A 23,795-nucleotide genomic window follows, 5' to 3' on the forward strand; every position below is an offset into this window, starting at 1 on the left:
AAGCGAGAGGCCATGCGCATTGCCGGCAAACACATCACGACCGATGACGTGATCGAGGTCCGTAATCCCTACGACGGATCGCTGGTCGGTACCGTGCCGGCAGCGCGCCCCGAACACGTACGAGACGCGTTTGCCAGGGCGAAAGCGTTCAAGTCCAAACTGTCACGTTTCGAGCGTCAGCAAATCTTGCAGAAGACCGCTGAATTGCTGCGGGGGCGGCGCGCATCGTTCGCGCGCATTATCTCTGCAGAGTCCGGTCTCTGCTGGAAGGATGCGATTTACGAGTCGACGCGCGCCTACGATGTCTGGTCGTTCGCCGCGCAACTTGCCGTCAAGGATGATGGCGAATCATATGCCTGCGACATCTCGCCGAACGGCAAGCCGCGCCGTATTCACACGCTGCGGACGCCGTTGTTGGGCGCGATCTCGGCGATCACGCCATTCAACCATCCGCTAAACATGGTGAGCCACAAGCTCGCGCCTGCGATCGCAACAAACAATCGCGTTGTCCTTAAACCGACTGAGCTGACCCCGCTGACCGCGCTCGCCCTTGCGGATGTACTCTATGAAGCGGGGCTGCCGCCTGAGATGCTCTCTGTGGTCACGGGTAATCCCTCCACGATGGGCGACGCGATGATCACGGATCCAGACGCGGACCTAGTTACCTTCACGGGGTCTGTGCGCGTCGGCAAGCACATAGCCCACACCGCCGGTTATAAGCGGATAGTGCTCGAACTCGGCGGCAATGATCCACTGATCGTTATGGAGGACGCCGACCTCGACAAAGCGGCCGAACTCGCCGTGCAGGGTGCGACGAAGAATTCAGGGCAGCGCTGCACGGCGGTAAAGCGCATTCTCGTAGTCGAGAAGGTCGCCGACGAATTCTCGAAGCATGTGCTCGAAAAGGCCAAGAAGCTGAAATGTGGGAACCCTGCCGACCCGGAAACCGACGTCGGCACGGTCATCAATGAACGATCCGCAGCGCTGTTCGAAAGCCGAGTCAACGATGCGGTGACAAAGGGCGCCGAGCTGTTGCACGGCAACGATCGCCAAGGCGCGCTCTATGCACCAACCGTCGTCGACCGCGTGCCGTACGATTGCGAACTCGTGCGTGAGGAGACGTTCGGACCGGTGATCCCGATCATTCGCTGTCCAAACGACATCGCAGAGGTGATCCGCATTTCCAATTCGACCGCCTATGGGCTTTCTTCCGGCCTTTGCACAAACCGCTTCGATTACATTACGCGCTTCGTCAACGAGCTCGAGGTCGGCACCGTGAACATTTGGGAGGTGCCGGGCTATCGCACCGAGATGTCGCCGTTTGGCGGCATCAAAGACTCTGGGCAGGGCTACAAGGAGGGGGTTGTGGAAGCCATGAAAGGGTTCACCAACGTGCGGACGTATTCGCTGCCTTGGCAGGGTTAAGCTATTGCGGAGCCGCTCGTGCTCCTTTTTGAGATTTGGCTCGAGCCCGATTGTAGGAGGTCAGAGCATTTCGGCGCACCGCAGTGGATGTTCGCTCTTGGACCTGCCGGGGTGCTTCGACCGTTACTGGGCCGTTCGATGAAAGAAGGGCTAGGCGGTATTTGGCCGGTTTGTGCGACAACGCCGTCAAATCTACGATTGAGAAGGAGGACATTCGGCAAATCGAGTGGGCAATGGTAGTTGTGGTACCGCAGAAGCAGAGCAATCAGTGCCAAAACAGGGCATTCCTGGTGCGGTATCCCAAAGGCGACGAACTGAAAATCTGATAAGTGATTGATTTGTTGGTGGGCCCGGCAGGACTCGAACCTGCAACCAGACCGTTATGAGCGGCAGCATATCGATCAGCTTCGTTGATTTTCCTGCAGTTTTGCTTGATTTCGGTCGCGTTCCTTGCGTTCTGTCGCGTTCGATTCTGGTGCGAAACTGGTGCGTTGACTTTGGAGGGCTGAACGCGCCTAGCCCCGGGGTCACGGCTGATGCCGAACGCCCGCACACATCGACCAGGTCGATGCCATGACGAGTTCGTTGAACTCGGCGTTCAGGGCGGCCACGAGGACGCCACCCAGAGTCTGACGTTCACGGCATGATGTCCGGAGTGCATGCCTCGGCTCAGTCTTGGGCAGCGTCGAGTTTCTTCAGTTTTTTCATGAAGACATTGAAGTGCGGGAACAGCTCTGCGAACAGCGGCTCGCGGCGATGCCGCAGGAGGACGTCAGCAAAGAGCTTGAGACCGATGGTGAACTCGGCTGTTTCTTCATCCGGCACAGCGCGCCGCTCACGCACGCGGGATAGGACCTGCAGCACATTGTCGTGATTGGTGGCGTCAAACGTCAGCGCACCGGCGCTGGGGGAGGCAGAGGTCCCCAGCTCCTGGACAGTGATGCGATAGGTGTGTGGCATGGCGGCTTCGGAGCGCTACTTGTCAGTTGATATTATCAACCTAAGACGCGGCATGGATGATGAGCTACTTGATCTCTTCGGTGCCGTGGCGAACGGCCTTCATGCGCGATTGCAGGGACTCACCGTGCTTGACGAGCTGGGCCTTGCCCCATTCCAGGCGCGAACGCTGTCCCTGATTGCCCGCTACCCCGGCTGCTCGCAGCAGGCGCTTTCGACGTCGACTGGGCGGGACAAAGCGCAGGTAGCACGCGCGATAAAGGAGCTTGAGACGAGGGGGCTCATCACGCGTCAGGCTCATCGGCGCGATTGGCGCGCACAGAGCCTCAGCGTGACGCTCGAAGGAAAGCAAGCGTCCAAGCTGTTGCTTCGCCATCGTGCACAGGCCGGCGCGGACATGCTGCAGGACTTGAACCTGAAAGAACGGGAGGTTCTGCGCTGTGCTCTATCGAAAATGCGCGCCAGGCTTGGCGCCAACGGCTGCCTGACGGCCAGTCAGAACTCTTGAGCTATGAAGCACGGCTGCATGCTTACATGCCTCAATGACGGCTTCCGCCATCGTGCTGTTGGATCGGCACTGCTCCTGCGGCTCTATGTGAAGAGCGACCTGGCCGCAGCTCCTCACGATTCTTCAGAAATCGCGTCGAGGGAACGTCGGCCTCGCGCTGCGCGGCGAGAAAGGCGTGGCTGCGGCTGCGGCGCCGCCAGACTGGCCGATACTCTCGCGGATTTGCGCAACATGTCGACGAACGCCTCGGCCGCAGGGGAGAGCGATCGGCCGTTTCGTGTGATCACTGCAACGGAGCGTAAAATCTGCGGGTTTTCGAGCGCCCGTAGGAGAATTGTCGGGTCGGTCAGGATGCCAACGCATTGAGGCAAGATGGCTATGCCAAGGCCAGCCCGGACCAGGCCCAAAGCGGTGCCTGCATAGGCGACCTCATAGGCCGGTGCCAAGGTCAGGCCTGCCTGGGAAAAACCATCATCGGCCAAATCGCGGAAGATGCTGTCGCGGTTAAGCGAGATCACCGGCAGGCCAGCAAGGTCACTCCAGTTGAGCTGCGGTAACTTTCCGATCGGGTGGCCGCGCGGATAGACCGCCACAAGCGGCTCCTGAAACAACGGCGTCCATTGCAGTCCCGACTCCCACTCGCGGAAACTGCCAATGCCGAGATCGGCTCCGCCGCTGCGGACAAGCATCAGGACCTGTTCGGGCAACGAATCCTTCAGATGCACCGAAATCGTGGGGTAGCGAGCCCTGAATTCGGCGATTACTTCGACGAGGAAGGTGGTGGCGAGAATATAGGGAGCGGCGACGACGACCTTGCCGCGCTGTTTTGCGCCCAGTTCCGCGACGTTGGCAAGCGTTGCATCGAGATCATCCAACAGTCGTTCGGCGCTGCCCATGAGCTCGTGCCCGGCGGCAGTCAATTCGATCTTGCGAGTGGATCGCTCTATCAATTGGACTTGCAGGTTGTCTTCCAGCTGACGGATTAGCAGGCTTAAGGCGGACTGCGTCAGGTACAGGCGCTCTGCCGCCTTCGTGAAGCTCTTGAGCTGAGCGACGAAGACGAAGGCGCGCAACTGCCGGACGGTCACATTCATTGGTAAAATTCATAAATCTGGCTAACGGGATCGAATTCATCATAGATCTAGTCTCCGCCGCTCACAATGCCAAAACCCTCCACTCTTGAGAGACGCCCGGACATCAGCAACTACGTTGCGAACAGCCCCCTAGCTAAGCTACCGCCCACAAGCATGCTGGCAGGTCTGGGGCGCCCGAAATTCGGCGTCAACGCTCCGGTTAGCGCCTCATTCATGAGTTCAGCTAATTAAATGATTGAAAATATTCGTTTGAATCATGCGTGGCGCACGTCTCTAGTGAGCACAACAAGCGCAACAATCAGAACGAGGGAACGACATGGATCGACGTCAGTGCCTTGCGGCGATGTTGCTTGCAGCGGCCGCAGCCATCCCGCCCGCAGCTTGGGCGCAAGACAGCTATCCCTCCCGGGTGGTGAAGGTCGTCGTCGGATTTCCGGCCGGAAGCGCCACCGATGTTGCAGCCCGCGCCGTGGCGGAAGCGTTGGCCAAACGGCTGGGTCAGCCTTTCATCGTCGACAACCGGCCCGGCGCTGCGAGCAGCATCGCGGCCAAGGCGGTGGCGACCTCGCCTCCCGACGGTTACACGATCTTCGTCGGAACGGTCGCGAACACGATCAACGTCGCATTCGCGGACGCGAACTCTCCCGACCCGGCGAAGGATTTCTCCGCGGTCACGATGATTGGCAGCGTGCCGAACATACTGGTGGTGAATCCATCGCTCGGGATTACGTCGGTCGACCAACTGATCAATGCGGCGAAAGCGAAGCCGGGCCAGATCGCTTATGCTTCCTCCGGCTACGGCACGTCGCCGCATTTGTCCGGCGAACTCTTCTCCGCGATGGCTGGCATCAAGATGCTGCACGTGCCGTACCGCGGCAGCACGCCGGCTGTGACGGACCTGCTCGGCGGTCAAGTAGGGGTCATGTTCTCGCCGGCCTCCACCGTGTTGCCGCATATCGCGGCCGGCACGTTGAAGGCGCTGGCGACGACCGGCGCGAAGCGAACTGAGCTGGCACCTGACCTGCCGACGATCCAGGAGCTCGGCTTCAAGGACTTCGAAAGCTCGGTGTGGTTCGGATTCCTCATGCCCGTAGGCACACCGTCCAGTGTCGTCGCGAAGCTACAGGCGGCGACGCATGCGGCGGTTGACCAGCCGGATATTCAGAAGCTGTTTCGTGCCCAAGGCATCGAGGTGGTCAAGTCCACCCCGGACGAATTTGCTCAGTTCATTCGCAGCGAAACGGACAAATGGGCCAAGGTGATCCAGTCCGCCGGCATCAAGCGCGAATAGCTGTTCAACATAAAGGAGATTGCACATGGCCAAGCTTCGAGCCGCGGAGTGCCGCGCGTTCATCCAGGCCGTCACCGAAAAGGCTGCAGAGATGGGCGTTCCCATCTCGGTGGCGATCGTCGGGCCCGAGGGACATCTGATTGCGCTAGAGCGCATGGACGATGCCGGCTTCATCACGCCCGATACGGCGCGTGCCAAGGCATTCACCGCTGCTGCCTTCCGATCGATGAGTCCGCGCTTCCCGGACGGGCTGGTCATCCAGCAGTGGTTCAAGGAACGCAATCCTCAGATGCTGATGAATGCCGCGGTATTTACCAATGGCCAGATCGCCGCCTCAGGCGGCTGTGCGCCGGTTTTCAAAGACTCGGAGATGGTCGGCGCTTACGGGATCAGCGGCGCTACCAGCGATCAGGACGAACAGATCGGCCGGTACGCGCGTGCGAAGGTGGGATGGGCCCATATCGCAGAGCACGACACCACTCCCGAGAGCGTCAAGCAGCATGTCAACGAGATCTACGCCAAGGTGGGTCTCGGTGACCAATCCTTGTGACGATCATGCAGGTCAATACCATGGCGACATTCTCAATCGATATTGCCGGCGCGGCACATTCACTGCGCGAAGCCACGCGCACTGGAAATCTCATTGCTCCGCTGCGTGAGACGTTCCCACTGATAACGGCGGCTGACGCCTACGCGATCCAGCGCACAAACACAGAGCATCGGGTGCGCGAGGAAGGCCGACGTATCGTCGGCTGCAAGATCGGCCTGACGGCGAAGGCGGTGCAGGCGCAACTCGGTGTCGATCAGCCCGACTTTGGCATGTTGTTTGATGACATGGGTTTCGGCGACGGCGAACCGGTTTCGATGGAAGGGTTGCAGCAGCCGAAGATCGAGGCGGAGGTGGCTTTCGTTCTCGGGCGCGACCTGGACATGGAGAAGCCCGGGCATGCCGACGTCATCCAGGCGATCGATCACTTGCTACCCGCGCTCGAAATCGTCGGCAGCCGCATCGCGGACTGGAACATCCGCTTCGTCGACACAGTTGCGGACAACGCCTCTTCCGGCGCTTACGTGCTTGGAAGCACGCCGAAAAAATTGTCCCACGTCGACCTCCGGCTCTGTGGCATGGTGATGACGCGGCGCGGTGAACCCGTTTCCGTCGGCGCCGGTGCAGCGTGCCTGGGCAACCCGCTCAATGCGGTGGTCTGGCTTGCCCGCACGATGGCCGCCGTGGGGCAGCCGCTCCGTGCCGGCCACCTGGTGCTTTCAGGCGCGCTTGGACCGATGGTTGCCGTGAACGCAGGCGACATCTTCGAGACTCGCATCAACGGCTTGGGCAGCGTCAAAGCCGTATTCGAAACTGAGCCGACAGGAAGACAACTCACATGAACCGTGTCGAGGAATTGGCAGAGCAGCTCGACGCCGCGGCGCGCGACGCCCGCGAAGTCACGCAGATCGATCCTGAGGGGCACTTGTCACTGCAGGACGCGTACGCGATCCAGCGTGCGTCCATCGAGCGCCGCGTGTCCCGTGGCGCTGGGCGAATAGGCGTGAAGATGGGATTCACGAGCCGCGCCAAGATGGTTCAGATGGGCCTCAGCGACGTCATATGGGGGCGTTTGACCAGCGATATGCTGATCGAGGAAGGGATGGCCACATCGTTCGTACGCTTTGTGCATCCGCGTGTAGAACCGGAAATCGCATTTCTCCTGAAGAAGCCATTGTCAGGCCATGTCACCGCCGCGGAAGCGCTCGCCGCCGTGGAGGCGGTCGCGCCTGCGCTCGAGGTTATCGATTCCCGATATCGCGACTTCAAGTTCACGTTGCCCGAGGTGATCGCCGACAACGCGTCATCCAGCGGGATCGTGGTCGGGCCGTGGACCGACCCGCGCGAAGACTTCAGCAATCTCGGCCTCACCATGAGCATCGACGGCCGCGTCGCGCACGTGGGATCGACGGCCGCCATCCTCGGTCACCCGCTTCGGTCGCTGGTCGCCGCTGCGCGCCTTTCCGATGCGGCGGGCGAACCGCTACAGGCCGGCTGGGTGGTGATGGCAGGCGGCGCCACGCCGGCCGAGTGGGTCAAGCCCGGCCAGTATGTCTCCATCGAGATGGAACGGCTGGGCGGCGCCGGTTTCCACATGGAGAATTGACCGATGCCCAACACAACGATCCCCAAGGTCAAGGCCGCGATCATGGGCTCCGGCAATATCGGCACCGATCTCATGATCAAGGTGATGCGCCACGCCAGACACGTCGAAATGGGTGCGATGGTAGGCGTCGATCCCCAGTCGGACGGGCTCGCTCGGGCAAAGCGCCTCAACGTCGCGACCACCGCAGAAGGCATCGACGGACTGCTCAAGCTGGAAATATTCCCCGAGATCGACGTCGTCTTCGACGCCACGTCGGCGGGCGCTCACCGACATCACAACGACGTGCTGCAGCGTGATGGCATCCAGATGATCGATCTCACCCCCGCGGCTGTCGGTCCCTATGTGATTCCGGCGATAAACCTGGAGGCCGAGAACGCCGCCAACATGAACATGGTGACGTGCGGCGGGCAGGCGACGATCCCCATCGTCGCAGCCGTATCTCGTGTCGCGAAAGTTCACTACGCGGAGATCGTGGCGTCCATCTCGAGCAAGTCGGCAGGGCCGGGCACGCGGGCCAACATCGACGAATTCACCGAGACCACGCGCGCGGCGATCGAAAAACTCGGCGGTGCTGAGCGGGGCAAGGCTGCCATCGTGCTGAACCCGGCCGAGCCGCCGCTCATCATGCGCGATACCGTGTTCATGCTGTCCGAACTTGCAGAGCAAGCCGCGATCGAGGCCAGCATCTTGGAGATGGTCGCGCGTGTGCAGGCTTATGTGCCGGGCTACCGGCTCAAGCAGCGGGTGCAATTCGACGTCATTCCGCCGGCCGCGCCGCTCAACGTGCCGAAGCTTGGGCCCCGGCATGGCCTGAAGACTTCGGTCTTCCTCGAGGTCGAGGGCGCGGCGCACTACCTGCCTTCCTACGCCGGAAACCTGGACATCATGACATCGGCGGCGCTGGCCTGCGGCGACATGATGGCCCGTCGGCGTATCGAGGCGGGCATCGCGCGCGGTCTGAAGCAGCCGGCGTGACTTTCTCCGAACCATCAGGGAATATCGGCATGAGCAAAAAGCTATACATCTCTGATGTGACGCTGCGCGATGGCAGCCACGCGGTTCGCCATCAGTACAGCATCGACCAGGTCAAGGCGATCTCGGCGGCGCTGGATGCAGCCGGCGTCGACAGCATCGAGGTAGCGCATGGCGACGGTCTGGAAGGGTCCAGCTTCAACTACGGATTCGGTGCGCACACCGACGTGGAGTGGATATCGGCCGTCGCCGAGACCGTAAAGAGCGCGAAAGTCGCCACGCTGCTGCTGCCCGGCATCGGCACCACGCACGATCTGCGCCAGGCCTATCGCGCGGGCGCTCGCGTCGTGCGCGTGGCCACGCACTGCACTGAAGCGGATGTCTCGCGCCAGCATCTCGAATACGCGCGCGAACTGGGCATGGATCCGGTTGGCTTCCTGATGATGAGCCACATGGCGACGCCTCGAAAGCTAGCCGAGCAGGCCAGGCTGATGGAGAGCTATGGTGCAAATTGCGTCTACGTCGTCGACTCGGGCGGAGCGCTCAAGATGAACGACGTGCGGGACCGCTTCCGGGCCTTCAAGGACGTGCTGAAACCCGAGACGCAGACGGGCATGCACGCCCATCACAATCTTAGTCTCGGCGTCGCGAACTCGATCGTCGCCGTGGAGGAAGGCTGCGACCGCATCGATGCCAGCCTGGCCGGCATGGGCGCCGGTGCGGGCAACGCCCCGCTAGAGGTATTTGTCGCCGTGGCTGACCGCATGGGCTGGAATCACGGCACTGACCTCTACGCACTGATGGATGCGGCGGACGAGCTCGTGCGGCCTCTGCAGGACCGGCCGGTGCGCGTTGATCGAGAGACTCTGGCCCTTGGTTACGCCGGCGTTTACTCGAGCTTCCTGCGGCACGCGGAGGCTGCGGCGCACAAATACGGACTGAAGAGCGTCGACATTCTGGTCGAACTGGGCAGGCGCAAGATGGTCGGGGGACAAGAGGACATGATCATCGACGTGGCGCTGGATCTGCTGAGGGATGCTCCGCACGAGGCCCAAGCCTGAGCCGGCGATGAGCGAGGCCGCGTGATCGAGCTGTCTCGCGTCTGACGATCAAATTACAAGGGGAGGGCAGTTCATGCATAAGCTATCGGGCGCTTTGTTCTTGGTTGGCGTCGTTCTCATGGCCGTCTCCGCCGCGAGCCAGGGAGCGCCGGCGAAATCTCTGGGAGGCCCGCTCAACCTGGCGGACGAAGGCATGTTCTTCGTCAGCGGAACGTCCTTGCTGTCCAATCACCCGGGTGCCTCTCCCGCGGGTCCTTCGCGGCCCGGTACGGTGACGGTCAACCAGATGTATGTGCACTATCGGATCCCGGCCCAGCTCACCAGTCCGATGCCGATCGTGCTTGTCCACGGCGGCGGGTTGACGGGGGCGAGCTACGAGACCACGCCGGACGGCCGCGAGGGCTGGGCGACCTATCTGACGCGCAAGGGATATGCGGTCTACGTCGTGGACACGCCGGGTCGTGGACGCGCGGGGTTCAACGCTACGGCCATCAACCAGGCAAAGGCCGAGTCCAGTGTGGCTGCACTGCCGGGCAACATGCTGATGGTAACAGCCGAATTGGCGTGGCCCCTCTTTCGTTTCGGACCGACATCCGGAACGGCGTTTCCGGATACTCAATTCTCGACCGAGGCGTTCAACGCCTTCGGCTCGCAAGGTGTGCCGTTCGGGGAAGCGACGCTGGAGGGAGGTGCGATGGCAACCGCCCCGCGCGCCCTTGCAGCATTGCTCGACAAGATCGGTCCGGCCGTGGTCGTCGTGCATTCGCTCGCTGGTCCCTTTGCCGATGCTCTCGTCGAGATGCGGCCCCGTCTGGTCAAGGCTGTGGTCAACATCGAAGGCGCGCAGGCAATTATCCCCACCGAGCCTCAGATCGAAGCTTACCGAGACATCCCGGTGCTCGAACTGTTCGGCGATCACCTGGACGCTCCCGTCTTCACCGGTCGCCCGCGCTACGAAGCACGAAAGGCTGTCGTGGAGCGCATCAAGAAGCGGGGCGGAGACAAGGCAACACTCGTTCGGCTTCCTGATGTGGGGATGAAGGGCAACTCCCACATGATGATGCAGGACAGGAATAACCTTCAGGTGGCAGACTTCGTGCTTGATTGGATTGCGAACAATGTCAAGTGATGTCCAAGGCACAACCGGACGATGTTGGCTTCTACTAGAAGCAGCAGTTCGAATGGCAATGTTTGGGATCACGTCGCTTCAGCAGATCGATCCGACCCGAGACAGATCCCGGACTCATGATCAATTTGCCCCTGGTCACAGAACTCGCGCAGCTCAGCGGCTGGACGAAGACCGCTCACGGTGCCCGACGATGAGCTCGAGGTTTCTCGTGCGCTGCGCCTTGCTCTCGCTGATTGCGATCTTGCTCGCGTGTCCAGGTAAGGCTGCCGACCCAGTGTTGGCGCCGAGCGGCACGCTGCGCGCTGCATATATCGGTCCGAACGTCGCGCAGGCTCGCCTCGATTCGGCAACCGGCATAATTTCGGGTGCGATCGCCGACATCGCGCGCGAGTTGGGCCGCCGGGCTGATGTGCCGGTCAGCATCACGCCCCTCCCGACGGCCGCCGCCGTGCTCGATGCGGTCCGAAGCGGCCAGGTCGACATTGGATTTGTCGCTCCGAACCCGGAGCGCACTGGCATCGTGCTCTACTCCCGGACATACATGCTGGTGCAGCAGAGTGCGCTTGTGCGAGCCGATTCCCCGCTCCGGTCCGTGAAGGAGCTCGACCGACCCGGTCAGGTGATCGGGGTGAACACCGATGACAGCGTCGGCGTGTGGCTGAAGCAGCGGCTGACCGCAGCGAAGGTGCGGGAGACGCCCGACTATACCTTGCGAGATGCGGTCCAGTGGCTCCGGGACGGGGACGTGATTGCCTTCGCGGGTGGACGACAGCGGCTCTCCAGCGGGACGCGCGGCGTTCCTAGCCTGCGAATGCTCGACGACAACTTTTACGGTGTGCCGCAAGCCGTGGCCGTGCCACTCGATCACCAGGACCGGCTTCAGTTGGTCAACGCGGCACTCGGCGAGATGCGCTCGAGCGGCTTGCTGGCGGACTCCGTCGCGCGCAGCGGCATCGAAGGGCTCACGGTTGCGCCAGTCGATACGCAGGGACCGTGACCGCGGCTGGCCCGAGGAGCTTGAACTTCGGCGATCTGACCCGTGCTGTCGTAGGCCACTCGCCCTCTGGCACTTTTCGAACGGGAGCCAGACCTTGCAGATCCCAAGATTGCCACGGAATGGGCCTACCGTTTTGTTTCGCGGATTGGAGCGGTTATGGAAGCCGCGAACAAACCGGGTTTCCCCTAAACAGAGAATAATCTCGCCAAATCGCCTCGCGATCTTCGCGATTCTTCCGCTTGCTCCGTAATGAGATGCGCGGCTGGCCGAAGAGCGTGACTTAGGCCTGCTGCCTTCCGCGATCCTGAGACGACTTGACGGGCCTGGTCAAATTAGTCTACTTATGCAAGTGACTAACGGCCGGGTAAGCAACCCGCCGACATCGGCGTCGATGGATGTCTAGCGTTCGCCCATTGGGCGTTGGGCGCGAGAGGATTCATTTGGAAGAGATCGAGATTAAGCGGCGGAACGGCATCGCGCGTGTAGCCCTAAACCGGCCCTCCGTAAGGAACGCGGTCACGTTGGCGATGTGGCGCGAACTGGCGAAAGTCTTCTCGCGCTTCGCCGCCGACAGGGATCTGCGTGCGGTCGTGCTGACGGGCGAGGGAAAGGATTTCAGCGTCGGCGCCGACATCTCCGAATTCGACGAGATCCGGAACGACAAGCAGCAGAGTGCCGAATACGAAGTCGCCGTCGATGCCTGCTCGGGGGCGATCGCCGAATTGGGAAAGCCGGTCGTTGCCGCGATTTCCGGCTATTGTCTGGGTGGAGGCTGCCATCTTGCTTTGGCATGCGACTTCCGTTTTGCCGATCGGGCAGCGACCGTCGGAATTCCGGCGGCCAAGCTTTCGATCGTCTATGGCGTTCGAAGCGTCCAGCGGTTGGCGGCGCTTGCCGGCATCGCCAACGCCAAACGTATCCTGTATTCGGGCGACCGCTATTCCGCCGAGCAGGCGAAATCGATGGGCCTGATCGACGAGATCCACGACGACGCTAGACTCGCGGCCGAGCAATTCGTGGAGCGGCTGGCGCTCAATGCGCCGCTTTCGATAGCTGGCGCCAAGTTCATGCTGAACGGCCTCTCCATGGGGCCGGGTGCGCTCGATCTGACGACTGCTCAGCGGCTGATCGACGCAGCCTCGGACAGCGAAGATTTCAGGGAAGGCCGACAGGCCTTCGCGGAAAAAAGGCCGCCGCGATTTCGTGGCAAATAAGAATGGCAAGCAGGGAAGGAAGACGGCCTTGAAGGGCGAGATCGATGAAGCCTGCCAGATTTGAATATGTCGCACCGGCGACGCTGGATGCCGCCGTGGAAGCGCTCGCGGCGGCCAATGGCGAGGGAAAGGTCCTCGCCGGAGGCCAAAGCCTGCTGCCGCTCCTGAACTTCCGGATGGCGCGGCCCACGGTGCTGGTCGACCTGAACGGCATCAAGGACCTGTCGTTCATCGAATTGCGCGGCGACAGCGTGGCAATCGGCGCACTGACACGGCATCGCGAGATCGAACACTCGCCGCTGATTGCGTCCAGGCTGCCGGTGATGTCGGCGGCGATGCGCCACGTGGCGCATCTGGCGATTCGCAACCGCGGGACCATCGGCGGCAGCCTGTCGCATGCCGACCCGGCGGCCGAACTACCGATGATGGCCATGCTCTACGGCGCCAGTCTCACGGTGCAGGGACCAGGAGGCCGGCGCACGCTCATGGCGAAAGACTTCTTCGTCGACGCTCTGACGAACTGCCTCGAGCCTGAGGATATCGTCGTGGAGATTGAATTTCCGATCCTGCAGCACGACGGGTGGGCGTTCGAAGAAGTTGCGCGACGCTTCGGCGATTTCGCGCTCGCGAGCATCGCCATTTCGATCCGACGCGATAAATCCGGGATCGAGGACGCGCGCGTCGCGGTCATGGGCGTGGCCGACACGCCGCTGCGGCTCGAAAACGTCGAGAAACAGCTCTGTGAAATCGAGGTCGACAGCCGCATGCTTGATCGGTTTTCCGAACTGGTGACGTCCAGCGTCACTCCCAACAGCGACCTGCACGCCTCAGCCGAATACAGGAAACATCTGCTGGGCGAGCTGGCCAAGCGGGCCATGCGGACAGCGTTGGCAGCGAAAGGGTGATCCGATGACCGTGAATGTATCGGTGACGGTGAATGGAACGAGGCATGACGTTTCCGGCGTCGAGCCGCGTCTGCTGTTGTCCGATTTTCTGCGCGAGACGCTCGGACTGACCGGGACACATGTCGGCTGCGAACATGGCGTCTGCGGAGCGTGCACGGTGCTGATGGATGGCCACAGCGTGCGGTCCTGCCTCATGCTCGCCGTCCAGGCCAACGGCAGCGAGATCACCACGGTCGAGGGACTGGGAGCACCGGAAGCGCTCAACGCCCTTCAGACTCAGTTTCGCGAGCATCACGGCCTCCAGTGCGGGTTTTGCACGCCCGGCATGCTGATGACGGGCGAGGATCTGCTCCGCAAGTATCCGCTCGCGACCGACGAGGAGATCAGGGAAGGCCTCTCCGGAAATCTCTGCCGCTGCACGGGCTATCAGAACATCGTGGCTGCGATCAGGAGTGCCGCCGCCATCCTCCGGGAGAATGTGTGATGAAACTCAACTTCCTTGCCGGCGGGCGCCTTCGCATGAAGAAGAGCATCTACATCCCGGGCGCGGACCGCAGCGAGACGATCGACCTGCCGGTGAGCAGTGCCCTGATCAGGCACAAGCAGGGCAACGTGCTGTTCGATACGGGTTGTCACCCCTCGGTCGTCGACCATGCCGAAGAGCGCTGGGGGCCGCTTGCGAAGGTGATGAAGCCGCTCATGAGGGCGGACGAGACGTTGCTGCCCAGTCTGGCCTGCGTGGGACTTGGGCCCGACGACATCGATATCGTCGTGAACTCCCATTTCCATCCAGACCATTGCGGCTGCAACCAGTTCTTCAAGAAGGCGACGATCCTGGCTCACGCCAAGGAGGTCGAGGCCGCGAACGCTCCGGGCGCGGAAGCCGCTGGCTACCTCCGCGCGGATTGGCAAACCGGGCAGCCCATTGAAACTGTGCATGGTGAGAAAGACCTGTTCGGCGATGCCAGCGTCGTCCTGGTGCCGCTGCCGGGTCACACACCCGGTTCGCTCGGCGCGCTGGTCAGCCTTAACCGCGACGGTCCCTTCCTGCTCGCTTCGGACGCAATCAGCATCCGGCAAAGCCTCGATACCGATATCGCGCCGCGCAACACCTGGAATGTGGACGCGCTGCTGAAGTCGTTCGAGGAGGTGAGGCGGATAGAGAAGTCCGGAGCGACTATCATCTGCGGCCATGACGACCAGCAATGGCAGAGCCTGCGCAAGGGAAACGAGGGCTATGAGTAAGGATAGCTCCGCCCAGCCGGCGGACGTGCTGCGCCCTCGGCACGTCGGCGCCCCGATCAAGCGCACGGAGGATCCGCGGCTTCTGACCGGGAGCGGCGAATATGCCGCGGACCGCAAGCCGGATCGGCCGTTACATATCGCCTTCCGCCGAAGCGAACAGCCTCATGCGCGGCTGACGCGCATCGACACGGCGGCGGCGCAGACGGCGCCGGGTGTCTTCGCCGTGTTTACGGCGGAGGACATCGCCGAAGATTTTAAGCCGGTGATTCCGTTCTCGCGGATGGCCAATTATTACGCGACGCCGATCATGCCGCTGGCTTCCGGGAAGGTTCGCTATGTCGGCGAAGCCATCGTCGCTGTCGTCGCCACTTCGCGATACCTCGCGGAAGACGCGCTCGAGCTCATCGAGATCGAGTTCGAGCCGCTCGGGACTGTGTCGCGCAGCGAGCTGGCGGTCGCGCAGGACGCTCCGCTGCTGCACGAAGAGGCGGGCACAAACGTGCTGATTGCGCGCGAGTTCAAGAAAGGTGACGTCGAGGCGGACCTGAAGAGCGCGGCTGTCCGGGTCAGCGGCCGCTTCGAGATGACCCGTAAGGCGCCGCTCGCGATGGAACCCCGCAGCTACACCGCGGAGTACGACGTCAGACGTGGCGCCATCACGCTATACACGTCCTCGAACATCCCCGGCATCGTCCGCGACGCGATTTCCGAGTCCCTCGGCCTTCCCGGCAGCCGCTTGCGGGTGGTCGCGCCCGACGTGGGCGGCAGTTTTGGATCGAAGGGCTCGCTCTACCCAGAGGAACTGCTGATCTGCATCGCGGCCCGCAAGCTCGGGCGCTCGCTCAAATGGACCGCGGACCGCCTGGAGGACGTCAGCAGCAGCAGTCAGGCATTCGCCGAGATCGTCGATGCCGAGATGGGATTCGACGAGAACGGCGTCGCCGTCGCCCTGCAGGCCGACGTCCTCGGAGATGTTGGAGCCTATTCGATCTATCCCTGGACCTGCGGTCTCGAGCCGGTCCAGGTCGTCAGCTTTCTTCCTGGTCCCTACAAGATCAGGTCCTATCGCGGCGCCGTGCGGGGCGTCGCCACCTGCAAGCCGCCCACGGGGCCGTACCGCGGGGTGGGCCGACCGATCTCGACTTTCGTCGCGGAACGATTGATGGATCTTGGAGCGAAGGCGCTCGGTCTCGATCCCATGGAGATCCGCCGTCGCAATCTCGTTTGCGCAGAGGAATTCCCGTATCGGATCGCCTCCGGGATCATCTGGGATAAGACCGGCTTCGTTGAGTGTCTCGACACGGCCGGCGCAGCCTGCGGTTACGAACAGCTTCGCGTCCGGCAGGCTGAAGCGCGCTCGGACGGGCGGCTGTTCGGGATCGGCATCGCGAGCTACGCCGAACTGACCGGCATCGGGTCGCGCATCGCAGTCGCCCCGGGGATGCCGATCAATACCGGTTCGGAAACGGCAAAAATCTTCATCGACTCGACCGGCGCCATCACCGCGGCTTTCGGGGTCGCCTCCCATGGCCAAGGGCTCGAAACAACGCTGGCCCAGATCATTGCCGACGATCTCGGCGCAAACTTCGCGGACATCCGCGTCATCCAGGGCGACAGCGATGCGGTACCGATGTCGACCGGTACCTATGCGAGCCGCAGCGCGGTGCTTGGCGGAGGCGCAGCGAAGCACGCATCGGCGCTGCTGCGGGACAAGATCAAGCGCGTCGCCTCGCACCTTTTGGAGGCGAGCCACGACGACATCGAGGTTTCCGGCGGGAAGGCGATCGTCATCGGCACGGACCGTGCCGTTACGTTCAGGCAGGTCGCGAAGGCGGTCTATTCCGACATGAAAACGCTGCCGGTCGACGCCCGCGAGGAATTGAGCGCGAGCTACACCTACGACCCGATCAACGGCACCACCGCTGCCGCTACCCACATCGCCGCAGTGGAGGTCGATCCGGCGACCTGCTTCGTGAAGATTCAAAAATACGTAGTCGCCGAAGACTGCGGCCAAATAATCAATCCCATGATCGTCGATGGCCAGGTCCATGGCGGCGTGGCGCAGGGAATCGGCGCGGCGCTCTTCGAAGAACTCGTCTACGACGAGGACGGTCAGCTTCTGAGCGCAAGTCTCGTCGACTACGTGATTCCCTCGGCTCCCGAAGTCCCTGACATGGACGTCGTGCATATCGAGAGCGAATCCGCTGTGGCTGGTGGCTTCCGCGGCATGGGCGAGGGGGGCACGATCGGCGCACCGGCGGCGATCGCCAACGCGATCGCGGACGCGCTGTCGCCCTTCGACATCGACGTCAATCTTCTACCGATGACTCCGGAGCGCATCTTCAGGCTCATCGAGCAAGCCAAACTCAAAGCAAAGGAAAAATCCGAATGATCGATCTTCAGGGACGCGTTGCCCTCGTCACGGGTGGTGGGCGGGACGTCGGCGCCGCTATCTCCAAAGCGCTCGCCGCCGCCGGCGCGACGGTGGCGGTGAACTATCACGGCTCGAAGGCGGAGGCCGAAGCCGTGGCCGCCGAGATCCAGAAGGCCGGAGGCAAGGCGAAAGCGTATCAGGCCGACATTTCGGATACCGGAATCGTCAAGCAACTGGTCGCGAACGTCCAGGGCGACTTCGGCGGGCTCGACATCCTCGTCAACAACGCCGGCCTGGTGTTCCGGAAGCGCTTCAGCGAAAGCAGCACGGAGGATTGGCGCAAGCAGATCGATACCTGCCTGTACGGCGCCCTCAATTGCTGCCACAGCGCCGGCCCACTGCTGGAGGCCTCGGGCCGCGGCCGCATCATCTCGATCATGGGAGACTCTTCGCGCGTCGGTGAATCCGGGTTGGCGCTTGCCGCGGCGGCGCGCGCTGGCACCATCGCGCTGATGAAGTCGCTCGCGCGGGAATGGGGCCGTTCGGGCGTGACAGCCAATTCGATTTCGCTCGGCCTGATCGAGACCGCGCACGACAAGGCCTGGGTCGAGACCAACCGCGAGAAGCTGGTCAAGACCTACGCAATCCGGCGTCTGGGCCAGCCCTCCGACGTCGCGCCGATGGTGGCGCTGCTCGCCTCCGATGCTGGAAGCTGGATCACCGGGCAGACGATCAGCATCAGCGGCGGATTCAGCATGATCTGACGGGAGGCCAGCGATGCTGCACGTAGACTTGATTGCGCCGATCGGAAAGCTCCTTGATCGGCATGCGAAGGAACGGCCGGAGCAAGTTGCGTATTGGGATGCCTCGCGCGCGATAACCTACGCCGAACTCGCCGGGAATACCGCCGCGATCGCCGCCAATCTGGCGAAGGCGGGCGTCCGCGAGGGAGACCGGATCGCCATCTATCTGCCGAACGGAGTGGACTGGATCGAAGCGTGCATCGCCGGCCTGCGGGCGGGCGCCGTGATCGTTCCCATCAGCTTCGACGCGGCGGACGGCGAGATCAGCTACCGATTGACTGACGCATGCTGCGGGATCGTGATCACGACGCCTGCCAGGAAGGATCTGATCGCAAAGATATCGCTCGGCGCCGGAATCTCGCCCGAGATGATCTATGCCGGCCGGGAAGCACAGCATGACGGCTTGTCTATGGCCGACCTAGCCAGCGGCGCCAGCGCCACGCCGCTGGATCCGGACGATATCGATAGCACCTCTTTCATCATCTACACGTCCGGAACCACCGGTCGCGCCAAGGGCGTCCTGCTGTCGCTGCGCGGTATGTTGTGGATCGCAGCAGCCTGCTGGTCGCCGATCGGCGAGTTGAGTTCGAAGGATGTCATTCTTTCGCCGCTGCCGCTCTTCCACTCCTATGGCCTGAACCTTTCGGTACTCAGCGTTCTCGCCATCGGTGCGAGCGAACACGTCATGGAGAAGTTCTCGCCGCAGCAGGCGCTGGAGCTCTTGCAGTCCGGAAAGTACACCGTCTTCCCCGGCGTGCCGACCATGTTCCACTACCTGCTGCACAAGGCCCAGGAGAGCGGCATCGAGCGGCTCGGGAATCTCCGACTATGCATCTCCGCCGGCGCGATCATGCCGGCGACTTTGAATCGGGCGTTCGAGGAGCGGTTCAAGATGCCGCTGCTCGACGGTTACGGTATCACCGAGACCTCAACGATGGTCACCATGAATTGGCTCCGCGGCGAGCGGCCGATCGGTTCGTGTGGTCTCCCGGTGCCGGGCCTCGCCGTGCGTATCGTCGATCCGTCGTCGCTGGAGGACGTTCCCTTCGGCGAAGAGGGGGAACTGATCGTGCGCGGGCCGAACCTGATGAAGGGCTATCACAACAAGCCCCAGGAGACCGCGGCGGCACTGCGGAAGGGGTGGTACCACACGGGCGATCTCGCGAAGTCGGACCCATCCGGCTACCTGACGATCACCGGACGCATCAAGGAGCTGATAATCCGCGGCGGCCAGAACATCGCGCCCGCCGAGATCGAGGAAGTCGTCATCCGGCACCCGCACGTGAGCGATTGCGCGGTGGTCGGCATCAGGCACGCCACGCTCGGCGAGGTGCCGTGCCTCTTCGTCGTGGCCAAGCGCGACGAGTTGGACTTGAACGCGTTGATGGATCACTGCAGGGCAAATCTGTCGTCTTACAAGATTCCCGAGGCCACCCACTTCGTTCCGGAAATCCCGCGCACGGGGTCGGGAAAGATCATGCGCTTCAAGCTGATCGAGGCGTTGAACCAAGCGTCCTAGGTGACGGAGCGGGGGCCCAGGGCCCCGAAGGACTTGGGATCGTAGGCGAGCTTGTAACGCATGTCGGCGGCGACGATCGGCTCTTTGCAACGGTCGCAAACGACTTCCGCGTGAAAATCGTGTCCGCAGGGGAGATGCTTGAGCAGGAGAGGGGGCTTTCCCTTGGAAAGCCAGCGATCACCCCATCGCAGCATGGCGATGAAGGGACCGTAGAGATCACGTCCCATGTCGGTAAGGAGATATTCGTAGCGGTCAGGTGAACTCTGATATTGCCGCCGATTGAACACACCGTTCGCGACGAGGCGGGACAGCCGGTCGGTCAGGATGTTCGGGGCAATCTCAAGCTCGGTCAGGATCTTGTCGTAGCGCCGATTGCCGAAGAAGCCCTCGCGAACGACCATAAAACTCCATTTGTCACCGATGATCTGCAGGGCGCGCGAGACTGAACTTGGACGCCCCAACAGGAAGCGGCTTCCGTCGGAGGCCCGTCGGGTATTGCGGCCAGCCTTCGCGGAATGGCGACCGGCACCTGGTCCGTCCCGGTACTTCACGTCCCGGGCGCCGACGCGTTCACCGCAGTGGGAGCACGCGACGAAAGGGTGGCTGTCGCAGCCGCAACGAATGTGAACCAGCGTCAGGGGAGCCGGCTTCCCACTGGCAAGCCAGCGGTCGCCGAACTGCATCAGGGCGATGAAGCTCGGGTAGAGATCGAACCCCATCTTGGTCAGTCGATATTCCTTGCGCTGCGAGGAGCCGGTCGCGACCTGACGGAAGATGGCGAGCTGCGTCAGCTTCTTCAGACGATTCGTAAGCGTCGCCCGCGGAATGCCGAGCGCCGAACGGAAGGCCTCGAACGTCTGTGTCCCGAAGAACGCTTCGCGAATGATCAGGAATGCCCACGCGTCCGAAACGATGTCGAGCGTCCGAGCGACCGAGCAGTTCCGTTCGCGTCGCACCACGCCCGACTGTGTCACGACCGGCCTCGGAGCCGATCTGGCCGGTGGCTTCGCTGTCTGGACCTTGGCGGTGGCGGGCATCTCGGACGGTCTCTTTGCGTGGCCTGGTCGCAGGCCGTTTCGAAGTTGCGCTCGTTTAACACATCATCGCAATTGACTCCCAGAAAATATAAGTCTAGTTATGCATGTAACAAAAGTCTAGTTATGCATGTAACAAGGGCGGGATCGAACCGCGTCCAACCTCCCGGGAGGGAAGCCATGAAAGCTGGAATACATCAGACTCTGATCGCCGCAGCTGCGGCGGCTCTCTTCGTCAATCATGCGGGCGCACAGACCGCCGCTGTCTCCGACGACGTCGTGAAGATCGGCGTGTTGACCGACATGTCCGGGCAATTCTCTCACGAGTCCGGCGAAGGTTCGGTCACGGCGATCAAGATGGCCGTCGAGGATTTCGGCGGCAAGGTGCTGGGCAAGCCGATCCAGGTTGTCGTCGCAGACCACCAAAACAAGCCGGACACGGCCTCGACGTTGGCGCGCAGGTTTTATGATGTCGAAAAGGTCGACATGATCGCGAACCTGATCAATTCCTCGATCGCGCTTGGCGTGTCCCAGCTCGCAAAGGAAAAGAACCGAATTGCCATCATCAACGGCTCCGGCTCGTCCCGTTTGACCAACGACGCCTGCACCCCCAACAGCATCCATTACGCGTATGACACTTACGCCCTCGCCAAGGGAACTGGCTCGGCGATGCTGAAGGCCGGCTTGAAGAGCTGGTACTTCCTCACCGCCGACTACGCGTTCGGACATGCGCTCGAGGCCGATACCACCGCCGTCGTCAAGTCGCTTGGCGGAGAGGTCATCGGTTCGACGCGCTATCCGCCGGAAACCTTCGACCAGTCGTCGTTTCTGCTGAAGGCCCAGGCCTCGAAAGCGAAGGTCGTCGCGCTTGCCGGCTCGGGAACGGTGCTGGTGAACGCGGTGAAGTCTGCTCAGGAGTTCGGCATCCTGAAGGGTGGGCAGGAACTAGCGGGGTTGCTGGTCTGGATCACCGACATCAAGAGTATGGGGCTTGATCTCGCGCAGGGATTGGTGCTGACGAACGCATTCTACTGGGACCGTGACGACGAGGCGCGCGCATGGTCCAAGCGTTTCTATGAGCGGATGAAACGCGTGCCGCACATGGGAGATGCCGGCGATTATTCCTCGACGATGCATTATCTCGCAGCCGTCAAGGCAGCCGGAACTGACGAGGCTAAGGCCGTCATGAGCAAGATGCGAGAGCTTCCGATCAACGACTTCTTTGCCAAGAACGGCCGAATCCGTGAAGACGGCCGCATGGTGCATGACATGTATGTTTACGAGGTCAAGAAGCCGTCGGAGTCGAAGGGCGAATGGGATTACTACAAGCTTCGCGAGGTAATCCCAGGTGACCAGGCGTTCCGTCCGCTCAAGGACAGCGCCTGCCCGTTGGTCAAGAAGGACTGACATCGGCCTCGAGGGCGGCTCCGAGCCCTCGCCATGCAGCCCTGTGATTTGCGCCCACCCCGGACGGTGGGCGCGGAGGCATTCAAAGATGGATCAAGAACTTGCTGCAAGCAGCAATGCCACGCTGTCGGCGCATCCGATCAGGTCGGGGGCTGAATATATCGAGAGCTTGAGAGGCCGGAATCTGAAGGTCTACCTGATGGGCGAGTTGGTCGCCGAGCCGGTCGACCATCCGGTCATCAGACCTTCAATCAACGCGGTCGCAGAGACATACGATCTCGCGAACAGCAACCCTGAGCTTGCTTCCGCGATGTCGCCCCTGACCGGCGAGCGCATCAATCGTTTCCTCCATATCGCGACGAGCCCCGCCGATCTCGTCATGCAGAACAAGATGCAGCGCCGCCTCGGACAGCTCACGGGAACTTGCTTCCAGCGCTGCGTCGGCATGGATGCGCTGAATGCGCTCCATTCCGTGACTTTCGATCTGGATCGGACGAACGGTACCGACTACCACGACCGGTTCAAGGACTTCCTCGCCCGGATCCAGCGCGCGAACCTGATGATCGGCGGCGCGATGACCGACGTGAAGGGCGATCGCGGCAAGTCTCCTTCCCAGCAGGCGGACCCTGACTTCTTCGTGCGCGTCACGCGCCGCACCCAGCACGGGGTCTACATCACCGGCGCGAAGGCTCACCAGACTGGCTGCCTGAATTCGCACTGGCTCATCGTGATGCCGACTATGAGGCTGGAGGCCGCCGACAAGGACTACGCCATCGTCGGCGTCCTGCCGGTCGATGCCAAGGGCATTACCTACATCTACGGCCGACAATCGTGCGACACCAGGAGCGCTGAAGGCGGTGAGATCGATGCGGGCAACGCACGGTTCGCAGGCCAGGAAGCGATGATCGTATTTGAAAACGTATTCATTCCCAGCGAACACGTCTTCATGGACGGCGAGGTGGAATTTGCATCCACTTTGGTCGAGCGTTTCACGTGCTACCACCGTCGCAGCTACGTGTGTAAAACAGGCGTCGGCGACGTCCTGATCGGCGCCGCGGCGACCGTTGCCGATTACAACGGTGTCGAGCGTGCCTCCCATGTGCGGGACAAGCTCGTCGAAATGACCCACCTCAACGAAACAATCTACGGGACAGGCATTGCCGCGAGCCACCAAGGCATGGAGATGAAATCGGGCACCTACTTGCCCGACGAGATGCTCGCCAATGTGTGCAAGCACCATGTCACGCGATTGCCGTATGAGATCGGACGGCTGGCCCAGGACCTTGCCGGCGGCCTGATGGTGACGTTGCCGTCGGAGCGCGAACTGCGGCACGAGACGATCGGACCAATGATCGAAAAATACCTGAAAGGGCGAGCAGAAATCCCCACGGAGCACAGGATCCGCATTCTGCGCCTCGTCGAGAACATGACGCTCGGACGCAACGCTGTCGGATATCTGACCGAGTCCATGCACGGAGCGGGGTCGCCGCAAGCGCAGCGGATCCAGATCGCCCGCTCGATGCAGATCGAGTTCAAGAAGGAATTGGCCAAGACGCTCGCCGGCATCGATTCTGCCTCGCGCGAGGAGATCGCGGGCGACCTTGCGTCCTATATGGCGCGGGTGTTCGCACCAGTCCGAAACCACTAGGACGGACCCGCGCACCGATGCGACCGCGAGTTCGAGATCAGCAGCTGCGTTCGAATCGC

Annotated in this window: 22 protein-coding genes; 19 read left to right on the plus strand and 3 right to left on the minus strand. The window is 62.1% G+C overall.

Annotated features, from left to right (window positions below):
- The first annotated feature begins 12 nt into the window (after positions 1 to 12).
- On the plus strand, positions 13 to 1,425 hold the full coding sequence (gene phnY, locus LMTR3_RS30030; protein WP_502686677.1) for a phosphonoacetaldehyde dehydrogenase: 1,413 nt from the start codon (positions 13 to 15) through the stop codon (positions 1,423 to 1,425).
- A gap of 669 nt (positions 1,426 to 2,094) precedes the next feature.
- On the opposite strand, the gene LMTR3_RS30035 is transcribed toward phnY, so the two are convergent.
- Entirely contained in the window at positions 2,095 to 2,385 is a 291-nt protein-coding gene (locus tag LMTR3_RS30035) for a DUF3861 domain-containing protein (RefSeq protein WP_065748547.1), read from the minus strand.
- Here LMTR3_RS30035 and LMTR3_RS30040 point away from each other — a divergent pair.
- The gene (locus LMTR3_RS30040; RefSeq protein ID WP_065748548.1) at positions 2,384 to 2,890 is read left to right on the plus strand and encodes a MarR family winged helix-turn-helix transcriptional regulator; all 507 of its coding nucleotides are present in this window, start codon (positions 2,384 to 2,386) and stop codon (positions 2,888 to 2,890) included. The two genes, LMTR3_RS30035 and LMTR3_RS30040, sit on opposite strands and share 2 nt — an antisense overlap.
- 113 nt (positions 2,891 to 3,003) lie before the next feature.
- Here the strand turns inward: LMTR3_RS30040 and LMTR3_RS30045 are convergent, their stop codons facing one another.
- Positions 3,004 to 3,984: a LysR family transcriptional regulator gene (locus LMTR3_RS30045; protein ID WP_065748549.1), complete on the minus strand. Its 981-nt coding sequence runs from the start codon at positions 3,982 to 3,984 to the stop codon at positions 3,004 to 3,006.
- A gap of 316 nt (positions 3,985 to 4,300) precedes the next feature.
- On the opposite strand from LMTR3_RS30045, the gene LMTR3_RS30050 reads away from it, so the two are divergent.
- The 15 genes from LMTR3_RS30050 to LMTR3_RS30120 all read left to right on the plus strand — a co-directional run bounded on the left by LMTR3_RS30050 (position 4,301) and on the right by LMTR3_RS30120 (position 19,647).
- Complete coding sequence (locus tag LMTR3_RS30050) at positions 4,301 to 5,275, plus strand: tripartite tricarboxylate transporter substrate binding protein (protein WP_065748550.1); 975 nt, start codon at positions 4,301 to 4,303, stop codon at positions 5,273 to 5,275.
- Positions 5,276 to 5,300: 25 nt separating this feature from the next.
- Entirely contained in the window at positions 5,301 to 5,825 is a 525-nt protein-coding gene (locus LMTR3_RS30055) for a GlcG/HbpS family heme-binding protein (protein WP_065748551.1), read from the plus strand.
- 20 nt (positions 5,826 to 5,845) lie between these two features.
- Positions 5,846 to 6,664 (plus strand): 2-keto-4-pentenoate hydratase, encoded by an 819-nt coding sequence (gene mhpD / locus LMTR3_RS30060; RefSeq protein ID WP_065748651.1) that lies wholly within the window; start codon positions 5,846 to 5,848, stop codon positions 6,662 to 6,664.
- Positions 6,661 to 7,428, plus strand: coding sequence for a 2-keto-4-pentenoate hydratase (locus LMTR3_RS30065; RefSeq protein ID WP_065748552.1), 768 nt, complete (start codon positions 6,661 to 6,663; stop codon positions 7,426 to 7,428). The genes mhpD and LMTR3_RS30065 overlap by 4 nt, the downstream gene beginning before the upstream one ends.
- 3 nt (positions 7,429 to 7,431) lie before the next feature.
- Positions 7,432 to 8,403 carry an acetaldehyde dehydrogenase (acetylating) gene (locus LMTR3_RS30070; protein WP_065748553.1) on the plus strand — a complete coding sequence of 324 codons (972 nt, stop codon included), beginning with the start codon at positions 7,432 to 7,434 and terminating at the stop codon, positions 8,401 to 8,403.
- Positions 8,404 to 8,432: 29 nt separating this feature from the next.
- Positions 8,433 to 9,461, plus strand: coding sequence for a 4-hydroxy-2-oxovalerate aldolase (gene dmpG, locus LMTR3_RS30075; protein WP_065748554.1), 1,029 nt, complete (start codon positions 8,433 to 8,435; stop codon positions 9,459 to 9,461).
- A 118-nt stretch (positions 9,462 to 9,579) separates the two neighbouring features.
- A complete protein-coding gene (locus tag LMTR3_RS30080) occupies positions 9,580 to 10,590 on the plus strand; it encodes an alpha/beta hydrolase family protein (protein ID WP_210184737.1) in 1,011 nt (336 codons plus the stop codon).
- 190 nt (positions 10,591 to 10,780) lie between these two features.
- Positions 10,781 to 11,587, plus strand: a complete 807-nt coding sequence (locus tag LMTR3_RS30085; protein ID WP_065748556.1) for a transporter substrate-binding domain-containing protein — start codon at positions 10,781 to 10,783, stop codon at positions 11,585 to 11,587.
- 395 nt (positions 11,588 to 11,982) lie between these two features.
- Positions 11,983 to 12,801 carry an enoyl-CoA hydratase-related protein gene (locus LMTR3_RS30090; protein ID WP_349643828.1) on the plus strand — a complete coding sequence of 273 codons (819 nt, stop codon included), beginning with the start codon at positions 11,983 to 11,985 and terminating at the stop codon, positions 12,799 to 12,801.
- 95 nt (positions 12,802 to 12,896) lie between these two features.
- Complete coding sequence (locus LMTR3_RS30095; protein ID WP_141686869.1) at positions 12,897 to 13,706, plus strand: FAD binding domain-containing protein; 810 nt, start codon at positions 12,897 to 12,899, stop codon at positions 13,704 to 13,706.
- A gap of 4 nt (positions 13,707 to 13,710) precedes the next feature.
- Positions 13,711 to 14,190, plus strand: coding sequence for a (2Fe-2S)-binding protein (locus LMTR3_RS30100; RefSeq protein WP_065748559.1), 480 nt, complete (start codon positions 13,711 to 13,713; stop codon positions 14,188 to 14,190).
- Complete coding sequence (locus LMTR3_RS30105) at positions 14,190 to 14,951, plus strand: N-acyl homoserine lactonase family protein (RefSeq protein WP_065748560.1); 762 nt, start codon at positions 14,190 to 14,192, stop codon at positions 14,949 to 14,951. Before LMTR3_RS30100 ends, LMTR3_RS30105 begins: the two co-directional genes overlap by 1 nt.
- The gene (locus LMTR3_RS30110; RefSeq protein WP_065748561.1) at positions 14,944 to 17,343 is read left to right on the plus strand and encodes a xanthine dehydrogenase family protein molybdopterin-binding subunit; all 2,400 of its coding nucleotides are present in this window, start codon (positions 14,944 to 14,946) and stop codon (positions 17,341 to 17,343) included. The genes LMTR3_RS30105 and LMTR3_RS30110 overlap by 8 nt, the downstream gene beginning before the upstream one ends.
- A complete protein-coding gene (locus LMTR3_RS30115) occupies positions 17,340 to 18,089 on the plus strand; it encodes an SDR family NAD(P)-dependent oxidoreductase (RefSeq protein WP_065748562.1) in 750 nt (249 codons plus the stop codon). The genes LMTR3_RS30110 and LMTR3_RS30115 overlap by 4 nt, the downstream gene beginning before the upstream one ends.
- Positions 18,090 to 18,102: 13 nt before the next feature.
- On the plus strand, positions 18,103 to 19,647 hold the full coding sequence (locus LMTR3_RS30120) for a class I adenylate-forming enzyme family protein (RefSeq protein WP_065748563.1): 1,545 nt from the start codon (positions 18,103 to 18,105) through the stop codon (positions 19,645 to 19,647).
- Here LMTR3_RS30120 and LMTR3_RS30125 read toward each other — a convergent pair.
- Entirely contained in the window at positions 19,644 to 20,684 is a 1,041-nt protein-coding gene (locus LMTR3_RS30125) for a winged helix-turn-helix transcriptional regulator (RefSeq protein ID WP_084029894.1), read from the minus strand. The two genes, LMTR3_RS30120 and LMTR3_RS30125, sit on opposite strands and share 4 nt — an antisense overlap.
- A gap of 177 nt (positions 20,685 to 20,861) precedes the next feature.
- Here LMTR3_RS30125 and LMTR3_RS30130 point away from each other — a divergent pair, with 177 nt between their 5' ends.
- Positions 20,862 to 22,088 (plus strand): ABC transporter substrate-binding protein, encoded by a 1,227-nt coding sequence (locus tag LMTR3_RS30130; RefSeq protein ID WP_065748564.1) that lies wholly within the window; start codon positions 20,862 to 20,864, stop codon positions 22,086 to 22,088.
- 199 nt (positions 22,089 to 22,287) lie between these two features.
- The gene (locus LMTR3_RS30135) at positions 22,288 to 23,736 is read left to right on the plus strand and encodes a 4-hydroxyphenylacetate 3-hydroxylase family protein (RefSeq protein ID WP_283809333.1); all 1,449 of its coding nucleotides are present in this window, start codon (positions 22,288 to 22,290) and stop codon (positions 23,734 to 23,736) included.
- The last annotated feature ends 59 nt before the right edge of the window (positions 23,737 to 23,795 follow it).

Source organism: Bradyrhizobium sp. LMTR 3, assembly GCF_001693485.1.
Taxonomy (GTDB): Bacteria; Pseudomonadota; Alphaproteobacteria; order Rhizobiales; family Xanthobacteraceae; genus Bradyrhizobium.